This window comes from Thermosulfurimonas sp. F29 (assembly GCF_019688735.1).
In the GTDB taxonomy this organism is placed as follows: Bacteria; Desulfobacterota; Thermodesulfobacteria; order Thermodesulfobacteriales; family Thermodesulfobacteriaceae; genus Thermosulfurimonas_A.
Genome location: NZ_JAIFYA010000003.1, coordinates 345029 through 353838, shown reverse-complemented (window position 1 = coordinate 353838; position 8810 = coordinate 345029). Strand labels below are relative to the sequence as shown.

Annotated in this window: 13 protein-coding genes; all 13 read left to right on the top strand. The window is 59.7% G+C overall.

All coding sequences use genetic code 11. The features are described from left to right. Positions 1-61: 61 nt before the first annotated feature. The 13 genes from K3767_RS10185 (at position 62) to lpxK (ending at position 8648) form a co-directional block, all read left to right on the top strand. Entirely contained in the window at positions 62-253 is a 192-nt protein-coding gene (locus tag K3767_RS10185; protein WP_221173475.1) for a CooT family nickel-binding protein, read from the top strand. Continuing rightward, a complete protein-coding gene (locus K3767_RS10180; protein WP_221173474.1) occupies positions 250-429 on the top strand; it encodes a hypothetical protein in 180 nt (59 codons plus the stop codon). Before K3767_RS10185 ends, K3767_RS10180 begins: the two co-directional genes overlap by 4 nt. Continuing rightward, on the top strand, positions 395-2029 hold the full coding sequence (gene argS, locus K3767_RS10175; protein ID WP_221173473.1) for an arginine--tRNA ligase: 1635 nt from the start codon (positions 395-397) through the stop codon (positions 2027-2029). The genes K3767_RS10180 and argS overlap by 35 nt, the downstream gene beginning before the upstream one ends. Before the next feature lie 3 nt (positions 2030-2032). Further along, positions 2033-2665: an SPOR domain-containing protein gene (locus K3767_RS10170; RefSeq protein ID WP_221173472.1), complete on the top strand. Its 633-nt coding sequence runs from the start codon at positions 2033-2035 to the stop codon at positions 2663-2665. Further along, positions 2662-3135 (top strand): N-acetyltransferase, encoded by a 474-nt coding sequence (locus K3767_RS10165; RefSeq protein WP_221173471.1) that lies wholly within the window; start codon positions 2662-2664, stop codon positions 3133-3135. The genes K3767_RS10170 and K3767_RS10165 overlap by 4 nt, the downstream gene beginning before the upstream one ends. After that, the gene (locus K3767_RS10160; RefSeq protein WP_221173470.1) at positions 3125-4060 is read left to right on the top strand and encodes a radical SAM protein; all 936 of its coding nucleotides are present in this window, start codon (positions 3125-3127) and stop codon (positions 4058-4060) included. Before K3767_RS10165 ends, K3767_RS10160 begins: the two co-directional genes overlap by 11 nt. A gap of 44 nt (positions 4061-4104) precedes the next feature. Next, entirely contained in the window at positions 4105-4425 is a 321-nt protein-coding gene (locus K3767_RS10155; RefSeq protein WP_221173469.1) for a TusE/DsrC/DsvC family sulfur relay protein, read from the top strand. Positions 4426-4551: 126 nt separating this feature from the next. Beyond that, positions 4552-6048, top strand: a complete 1497-nt coding sequence (locus tag K3767_RS10150) for a hypothetical protein (protein WP_221173468.1) — start codon at positions 4552-4554, stop codon at positions 6046-6048. Positions 6049-6082: 34 nt separating this feature from the next. Beyond that, a complete protein-coding gene (locus tag K3767_RS12145; protein WP_370630456.1) occupies positions 6083-6490 on the top strand; it encodes a septum formation initiator family protein in 408 nt (135 codons plus the stop codon). A gap of 3 nt (positions 6491-6493) precedes the next feature. Further along, positions 6494-7057, top strand: coding sequence for an elongation factor P (gene efp, locus K3767_RS10140; protein ID WP_221173466.1), 564 nt, complete (start codon positions 6494-6496; stop codon positions 7055-7057). Further along, positions 7057-7266 carry a hypothetical protein gene (locus tag K3767_RS10135; RefSeq protein WP_221173465.1) on the top strand — a complete coding sequence of 70 codons (210 nt, stop codon included), beginning with the start codon at positions 7057-7059 and terminating at the stop codon, positions 7264-7266. Before efp ends, K3767_RS10135 begins: the two co-directional genes overlap by 1 nt. Continuing rightward, complete coding sequence (locus K3767_RS10130; protein WP_221173464.1) at positions 7267-7593, top strand: hypothetical protein; 327 nt, start codon at positions 7267-7269, stop codon at positions 7591-7593. An 8-nt stretch (positions 7594-7601) separates the two neighbouring features. Next, the gene (gene lpxK, locus K3767_RS10125; RefSeq protein WP_221173463.1) at positions 7602-8648 is read left to right on the top strand and encodes a tetraacyldisaccharide 4'-kinase; all 1047 of its coding nucleotides are present in this window, start codon (positions 7602-7604) and stop codon (positions 8646-8648) included. Positions 8649-8810 lie beyond the last annotated feature (162 nt).

Sequence of the window (8810 nt, the reverse complement as noted above, 5' to 3'; positions counted from 1 at the left end):
GACAGGAGGGGGAATAGGATTTAGTGTTTTAAGGAGTAATTTTTCGGGAGGAGAGGAGATCATGTGTCAGGCCCGGGTGATCGTGAGGCGCGGGGAGGAGGAAGAAGAGGTCATGCGCGATGTGGTGGGCCTTGAGGTCCAGCCGGACGGAGTGGTGCTCAGGGCCTTTTTCGAGGAGCCCAGGAGGATTCGCGGCCGCCTTAAAGAGATAGACTTCATGAAGCATGTGGTGGTAGTGGAGGAGGAATCATGAGGGGGATGGAGAACGAGCCGGTCCTCTGTTCCCGGTGCGCCTGGAGGGAGCACTGCACCAAGCGCTTCTCCTTCGACAACACCCAACCCGTAAAGTGTCCGGACTTCAGTCCCGATGTGACGCTCAGGCGCGAGGAGGACGATGATCGTAAAGAGGATCAGGGCGGAACTGAGTAGGTATCTCCCGGAGGGTGTATCCTTTAAGGTGGAGGCTCCGCCGCGGGAGGAGCTCGGGGATTACGCCACCAACGCGGCTCTGGTGGCTTCCGGACGGCTGGGCAGGCCTCCGCGGGAGGTGGCGCAGGAGCTTGCGGAAAGGCTCTCCGCGAGGACCGACCTCTTTTCCCGGGTGGAGGTGGCGGGTCCGGGATTCGTAAACTTCTGGGTGGCCCCGGCTTACTGGCAGTCGGTGGTGGCCCGCGTCCTTTCGGAGGGAAAAGATTACGGGCGGAGCGACCTGGGGGCCGGTCGCCGGGTCCAGGTGGAGTTCGTTTCCGCCAACCCCACCGGGCCTCTTCACATAGGTCACGGCCGCGGAGCCGCGGTGGGGGATACACTCGCCCGCCTCCTCTCCTTTGCCGGGTTCGAGGTGGTAAGGGAATACTACATAAACGACCGGGGCCGTCAGATGGACATCCTGGGGCGCTCGGTGTGGCTCCGGGCGCGGGAACTCTCCGGGGAGAAAGTCGCCTTCCCCGAGGATCACTACCGGGGGGAATACATAAAGGACCTGGCCCGGCGGCTCCTCGAACGGGAGCCGGATCTGCTGGATCGGCCCGAGGAGGAGGCCCTGGCCCTTTGCCGGGAATTCGCCCTCAGGGAGATCCTCGACGAGATAAAGCGGGATCTTGAGGACTTCGGGGTCACCTACGATGTGTGGTACTCCGAGAGGAAACTTTACGAGAAGGGCGAGGTGGAGGAGGCCCTCTCCGCCCTTTCCGCGGCGGGTCACCTCTACGAGAAGGACGGAGCCCTCTGGTTCCGGGCCTCGGCCTTCGGGGACGAGAAGGATCGGGTGGTGCGCCGGGCCAGCGGTGAGCCTACCTATTTCGCCTCCGACATCGCATATCACCGGGAGAAGTTTTTGAAAAGGGGTTTTGATGTGGTGGTGGATGTGTGGGGGGCAGATCATCACGGTTATGTGCCCCGGCTCAGGGCCGTGCTCTCGGCCCTGGGGATAGATCCGGGAAGACTGCGGGTGCTGCTCATTCAGATGGTCAACCTGATCGAGGGGGGTGAGTTAAAGAGCATGTCCACCCGGGCCGGGGAGTTCGTGACCCTGCGGGAGCTCGTGGACGAGGTGGGCCGGGATGCGGTACGGTTCACCTTCCTCACCCGCAAGTGTGACGCCCCCCTTGACTTCGATGTGGAACTGGTGAAGAGCCAGAGCAGCGAGAATCCGGTCTATTATGTGCAGTACGCCCACGCCAGGCTGGCGAGTGTCTTCCGGAAGGCCGAGGAGGTGGGGCTTTCTCTGCCCTCTCCTGAGGGGGTACCCGCTCACCGGCTTGACACCACCGAGGACTTCCGGCTTCTGAAGCTCCTGGACGCCTTCCCGGTGGTGATCGAGGAAGCCGCCGAGAACCTCGAGCCGCACCGTTTGACTTACTTTCTTCTGGATCTGGCCACGGCTCTTCACGACTACTACACCAAACATCGCTTTATCTCCGAGGACGGGGAGCTTTCCCGGGCCCGGTTGGCCCTGGCCCGGGCGGTGAAACAGGTGCTGGCCACGGGACTTAATCTCCTGGGGGTCTCGGCCCCGGAAAGGATGTGAACCATGGCCAAGAGGTTTCGCATCGAACTCGGGTTTCTGGGACTGGTCTTCGTGTTTTTGTTGCTCGTCTGTCTTTTTCTCTGGATGTTCATTCTGGGGGTGTGGTTCGGGGAGCGCATGGTGGGCAAGGGGCCCTCTCCGGTGGCGGAAAAGACCCTCCGCAAGGAAAAGGTCCCCGAGGAGGTCCCCGCCGAGGAGGTGAGCCCGCCCCCCGGAGTGCTCGCCCCCGGAAGGCTCTCCCCTCCGCCCACGGAGAAGTCGCCTGCCCCCGGTGGAGCCCCCTCCGCCAGCACTCCGGAGACCTCCGTGCCTTCCGAAAAGGCCCCCGCACCGTCGGTGGAGGCTCCGTCGAAGCCGGCTCCATCTCCGAAGGCCCCGGTGAAGCCCCGCGAGCCCTACTTCACCCTCCAGGTGGCCTCCTTCCGGGATCCCGCTGAGGCCGAGCGTTATGTCCGGATCTTCCGGGATCGGGGCTACGCCGCTCAGGTGACCCGGGTGAACATTCCCGGCAAGGGGATCTGGTATCGGGTCTATGTGGGGCGTTTTGCGAGTCGGGACGAGGCCGAGAAGGCCTACCGGAGGCTCCGGAGCGAGAAACTGGTTAAAAAGGCCTACATCAAGAAGATTCAGCCGTGATTCGCAAGGCCCGTCTCCGGGACATAAGGGACATTCACCGGCTCATTGCGCATTTCGCCAAGATCGGACAGGTCATCCCCCGTCCCCTGGGGGAGCTCTACGAGTGCGTGCGGGAGTTTTATGTTTACGAGGTGCCGGGTAAGGATCTCATCGCCGGGGCCTGCGGACTCCACATCGTCTGGGAGGATCTCGGGGAGATCCGCTCCCTGGTGGTGAGCGAGGAGTACCAGCGGGAGGGCATCGGAGCGGATCTGGTCCGGGCCTGTCTTGCCGAGGCTCGCGAACTGGGGCTCTCCCGGGTTTTCGTGCTCACGGTGGTGCCGGAGTTTTTCGAGAAACTGGGGTTCCGGGGGATAGAAAAGGGTGAGCTTCCCCACAAGGTCTGGGCCGATTGCGTCCGGTGTCCCAAGTTCCCGGACTGTGACGAGGTGGCCCTCATCTACGAGGTGGACTCCGGCCGTGAGGGATAAACTTTCCGCCGCCAGAAGGGCCCTTTCCGTTCTCCGGGAGCACCTTTCGCGCTGCCGGCTCTGTCCCTGGGAGTGCGGGGTGGATCGGGCGGCCGGGGAGCGGGGGCGCTGCGGGCTTCCCGCCGGGCCGGTGGTGTCCGGCTACGAACCCCACTTCGGCGAGGAGGCCTGTCTGGTGGGGAAGGGGGGCTCCGGGGCGGTGTTTTTCACCGGCTGCAACCTCTTCTGCGTGTTCTGTCAGACCTGGGAGATCAGCCGGGAGGGCAGGGGAAGGGAGATCGGCGCGGCGGAGCTCGCGGGGATTTTCCTCGAGCTTCAGGAGCAGGGGTGCGAGAACCTGAATCTTATCACCCCCACCCCCCAGATCCCGGCGATCCTTGAGGCTCTGGTGCTCGCGCTGGAAAAGGGTTTTAGCCTTCCGGTGGTTTACAACACCGGGGGTTACGAGAGGGTGGAGGTGCTCCGGGAGCTTGCCGGAGTGGTGGACATTTACCTTCCGGACTTCAAGGTCTGGGATCCGGAGGTGGCGGAAAGGATCCTGGGGGCCCGGGACTACCCCGAAAGGGCCCGGGAGGCCATAAGAGAGATGTATCGCCAGGTGGGGAACCTGGTGTGCGACGAGAGGGGGGTGGCCAGGAGGGGACTCCTGGTGCGACACCTGATTCTGCCCGGGGGGCTTGCCGGAACTTACGAAATCATGCGCTTTCTGGTCAAAGAGGTATCTAAAGAGGTAACGGTAAATCTTATGGGGCACTATCATCCCGAGGGGGAGGCTCACCATTACCCCCCCCTGGATCGCCCCCTTTGGATTAGGGAATGGCAAAAAGCTCTTTTTGAGGTTAAAAAGGCCGGAATTTTTAAAATAGATCAGACTCATTGGAAATTATTGGGTATAATCCTTCTTGACAACTCTTCGGGTAGATAGTAATAAGTTGCCAGTTAAGAATCTTGGAAAGGAGGAGGTAGATCATGCCCACGGTCGAGTACAAAGGGAAGACTTTTGAGGTTGATGAGGATGGATTCCTGCAGGGTGGTTTGGATGCATGGTGTATGGAGTGGGTGGAGTATGTGAAGGAGCAGGAGGGGATTCAGGAGCTTACGGAGGAGCACTGGAAGGTGATCAAGGTATTGCAGGATTATTTCAAGAAGAACGGTGTGGCCCCCATGGTTCGGATCCTTTCGAAGGTCACGGGGTATCCTCTCAAGAAGATTTACGAGCTCTTTCCTTCCGGTCCGGGTAAGGGGGCCTGTAAGATGGCCGGTCTTCCGAAGCCCACGGGTTGTGTGTAGGAGGCTTGCGGGATAAAATAGGGGGGGCGGCTCCTGGGGAAGGGGGTCGCCCTGCTTTTTTGGTATGGGTTGTTTAGAGGAGATTAAGAGAATGTAAAAAACCTTAAAAAAGCAAGGAGGCGTGTCATGAGGAAGGTGAGGGATTTGGTTTTGGTTCTGTTTTTGAGTTTGGGTCTGGTGGGTCTTGCGCAGGCGGCGAGTGTGGAGCTGCACGGGGAATTCGGGGCGAAGTTACAGACCAGTAATGCCTGGGGAATGTTCGAGAAGGGGACCACGCCCAATCTGGTGAACGGTTTGATGGGGGCTTATACAACTTGGTATAAACTGGACGCCCGGAATGGGGCGGGCGGAGAAGGGGTTACCACGGACGAGGTCAAGCCCGTGGGGCAGGCTAAAACCGAGCTTGACGACACCTGGGCCTCGCTCCAGTTCAGGCTCTGGGCGGTGGCCTCGAGCGACGATGGCAAGGTGAAGGGTATCTGGGCCATGGAGGTGGGTTCGGTCCGCTTCGGTGAGACCTCAGTGAATAGCAATCGGGAGCTGGTGCCCCGCAATGAGAGCACGGATGTGGAGGTGCGCCAGATGACCCTGGACTTTGCGCTGCCCTTTGGTCAGAGTCTGGGGCTCAGGATGCGGGTCGGTCTCAATCCTTACTTCGTGAATCGCTTCCTCTGGAACGAGACGGCTCCGGGTATCGACATTTCCGGTGGATTTGACCTGGGGCCCGTTCCCACCAAGTTCGTCTTCGTGTGGGTGCGCGGGTTCGATAATACCTGGCCGGATGACAGGAATAACAATGACTTTGATGCCTTTGCCGGCGTATTCATGTTCAACCTGGCCAAGGTCCTGAATGTGGACAAGGCCATGGCCAAGGTCTATTTCATCCCCATGAACGGACAGGATAATGTATCCGTTCCTTATAATGTGGGTGGAAACCTCTGGCACGATGTGCAGCCCTGGTACCTCGGGGGAGATGCGCAGTTTGCCGTCTCCGGTGTGGATGTGGATCTGGGTGTGATTCACATGGGTGGTGATGCCTGGGATGTGGACAATGACGGTTCCACGGAGGACTTTGATGGGTGGTTCTATTATGCGGATCTCGGCTATCAGGTGAACGACCAGCTTCGTGTATCTTTCCTCTGGTGGCTGGCTAGCGGAGACGACAATTCCACCAAGGGCGATCTCGACAATTACATGGCCGTGGACACCCACACCGAGGGAAGCGTGGTTCTCTTCGAGGACGGAGCTTTTGACGACGGATACGCCGTTTCCACCGCGCCGTATCTCAATCAGCTCGGGTTCCAGATGTATCGTCTGCGGGTGGACTACAAGGCCACCCCGAAGCTCTCGCTGGCCGCGGCGGTGAACTACATGAAGTTCGATGAGGATGCCAAGTGGGTGACCGAGGCGGGCAATCACAAGAGCGATGACGACATCGGCTGGGAGCTCGATGTGTACGCCAAGTACGAGCTTTACAAGAACTTCACCGTCAACCTGGCGGCGGGTTACCTCTGGGCCGGGGATGCCCTGGACGCCTGGGCCGATAAGAATCTCAATGGAAAGGTGGACAGCAGCGCCGACGACATGTATCGGGTCTCGCTGGGGGTGACCTACACCTTCTAAATCCGCTGAAGCGGTGGACAGGAAGGGGGGCCTTATGGCCCCCTTTTTTTTGTATTTTGCGCTTCCTCCCCTCAGTAATTGGCACTTGAATGCGGGAGGGGTTTGTTTTAAGCTTTTTCCGATGAAGGATGCGGTAAGTCCCCGGGTCTATCGGCCGGGGCGAGCGGGATCCCGTGAGGGGAGATGTTCTCCGGGGCATACCGGGCGGTGGAGAGTACTGGTAACAGGGGCTATTTTGCTGGGCCTTGTTCTGGGACTTTTCTTTGACTGGCGTTACCGGACCGCTGAGAGAGAAATGGCCCGGCTTATGATTGAAAATGCAAGACTTTCCAGAAAAATAGAAGCCCTTAAGAGAGATCCGGCTCTCTACGAGGAGATAGCCCGCAAAAAATACGGATATGTCCGGAAGAATGAAAGACTTATTATCTTTGAGAGGAGGTAGGGGATGAGTATTTCCACCTCGGATTTCCGGCGCGGTCTCAAGATCGAGTGGGAGGGGAAACCCTACGAGGTCCTGGAATATCAACACTCCAAGGTGGCCAAGGGGCAGGCCACCGTACGGACCAGACTCCGGGATCTTGCCACCGGAAGGGTACTCGAGGTGAATTTTCGTTCCGGGGATACCTTCGACCGGCCGGATCTTGAGGAAAAGGAGATGCAGTACCTCTATAGGGAAGGGGATCGTTATGTCTTTATGGATCTGGAGGTTTACGACCAGATCTATCTGGACAGGGATCAGTTGGGGGAGGCCTGGAAGTTTCTCCAGGAAAATATTACCGTGAGAGTCCTTTACTATAGAGGCAAGCCCATCGGGGTGGAACTTCCGAACACGGTGGAGCTCAGGGTGGAAGAAACCGAGCCGGGCGTGCGGGGTGATACCGTGTCCGGGGGGTCCAAGCCGGCCAGGCTTGAGACCGGGGCGGTGGTGCAGGTGCCGCTTTTTATAAACGAGGGGGATGTGATCAGGGTGGATACCCGCACCGGGGAGTATGTGGAGAGGGTTAGCTGATGCTTACGCTTAAACGCCTTCGGGAGTTTAAGGAATATCTGGAATCCGGAGCCTTTCTGGAGGACTTTGAGATGCGTCCTCCGGACGGACAGGCGGAGATGCTGGAGATGATAGATCTCTTATGGGAGATCTGTGAAAAGGCCGATGAGATAATGACCGAACACTTTTATCGTCGTCTTCGGGAAGAGGGCTCCGCGGAATCCTCGTAGATGCCTTATTTTATAAGGGCCCGCACCTATTTGAGGTATGCCGAGGAGGAGTTTCGACGGGGGCACTTTGAGGAGGCCTTCTGGCTTGCGGCCAAGGCCATTTGGGCCCTGGCTCAGATAGAGGCTCCCAGGGAGAAACCGGAGGGAGAAAGACTTCTTGCCGAACTCGAACGGGCCGCCGAGGCGGAGGCGGTCCGATTTTTTCGTGAGGCTGCGCGGAGTTTCGCGGAGGGGGTCTCTCCGGAGGAGGCCCGGAAGCTGTCCTCTTCGGCTATTCGCTGGGCCCGGGAGATTCTGGCGCCGATACTCGGTCCTTCCTTCCGATGATTTCGCGTGTGCTGGTCACTTTCTGGGAAAAGACGCAACCCCTTTACCTTCCCCTTTCCTGGGGTTATGCCCTGGGAATGCGCCTCCGGCGCCGGGCCTATGAGAAGGGTTTAAGGAGTCGTAGACATCCCGGAATCTTTTCTGTGGTGGTGGGTAATCTATCCCTGGGGGGCGAGGGCAAAACCCCGATTACTCTTGCGCTGGCCGAATTCCTTCACGCCCTGGGGTTGCGCCCGGTGGTTATTCTGCGGGGCTACGGGGGAAGGGCCCGGGGTCCTCTCGTGGTCTCGGAGGGGCGCGGACCTCTGGTGGCTCCCGGGGTTTCGGGGGATGAGGCCTGGCTCTGCGCTCTGCGTCTTTGCGGGGTTCCGGTGGTGGTGGGACGGGATCGCCTGCAGGCGGCAGATCTTGCCCGCAAACGCTTTTCTCCCGGTGTGATTCTCTTCGATGACGCCTTTCAGCATCTGGCCCTGAGAGCGGACCTATATCTGCTGGTGGTCTCGGCAGGAAGGGATCCCTTCCGGGAAAGGCTTTTTCCCGCGGGAAGACTGCGCGAACCCGTGAGTGTGGCGCGACGGGCCTCGGCGGTACTGATCTCCCGTGCCAACCTCTTTCCCGAGAGGGCTCACGAACTGGCCCGAAAATTTGCCGCTCTGGGGCTTCCGGTCTTCACCGTTCCCTTTGAGGCAGGGCCCCTGATCCGATTGCTGGGGGGGAGCCTGCGTCCCCTGTCGGAAAGGCGTCCTCGCCGGGTGTTTGCCTTCTGCGGAATAGGGGAACCGCGGGGGTTTCTTCGCCTTCTCGAGGAACGGGGAATGGAAGTGTGTGGATTTGAGGCCTTTCCTGACCACCACTTCTATGGTCCCGCAGAGCTTGAGGCCCTAACCCGACGGGCCCTGCGTTGCCGGGCCGAGGCCCTGATCACTACGGAAAAGGACCTGGTAAGGATACCTGCTTCGGACTCGGGGCTTCCGGTGCTGGCCCTTTCCCTTCTGGTGCGTCTGCCCGGGGATTTGCTGGCCTGGTTAAGACAGCGCCTCCCCCAAGGAGAATAATCCCTCTCCCTCGTGCCCCTGCCATTCCCTGATGAGTCCCCCCTGTCGCTGGGACGCAGGGGTGCTCTACTGTAATCCCCGGGGGTTCCTAAAGTGGGAACAGGTCTTAACTTTTGGATGGGGTCCTGTTTCCGTTCGGACATGATCGCCGGCTTCAGGGCG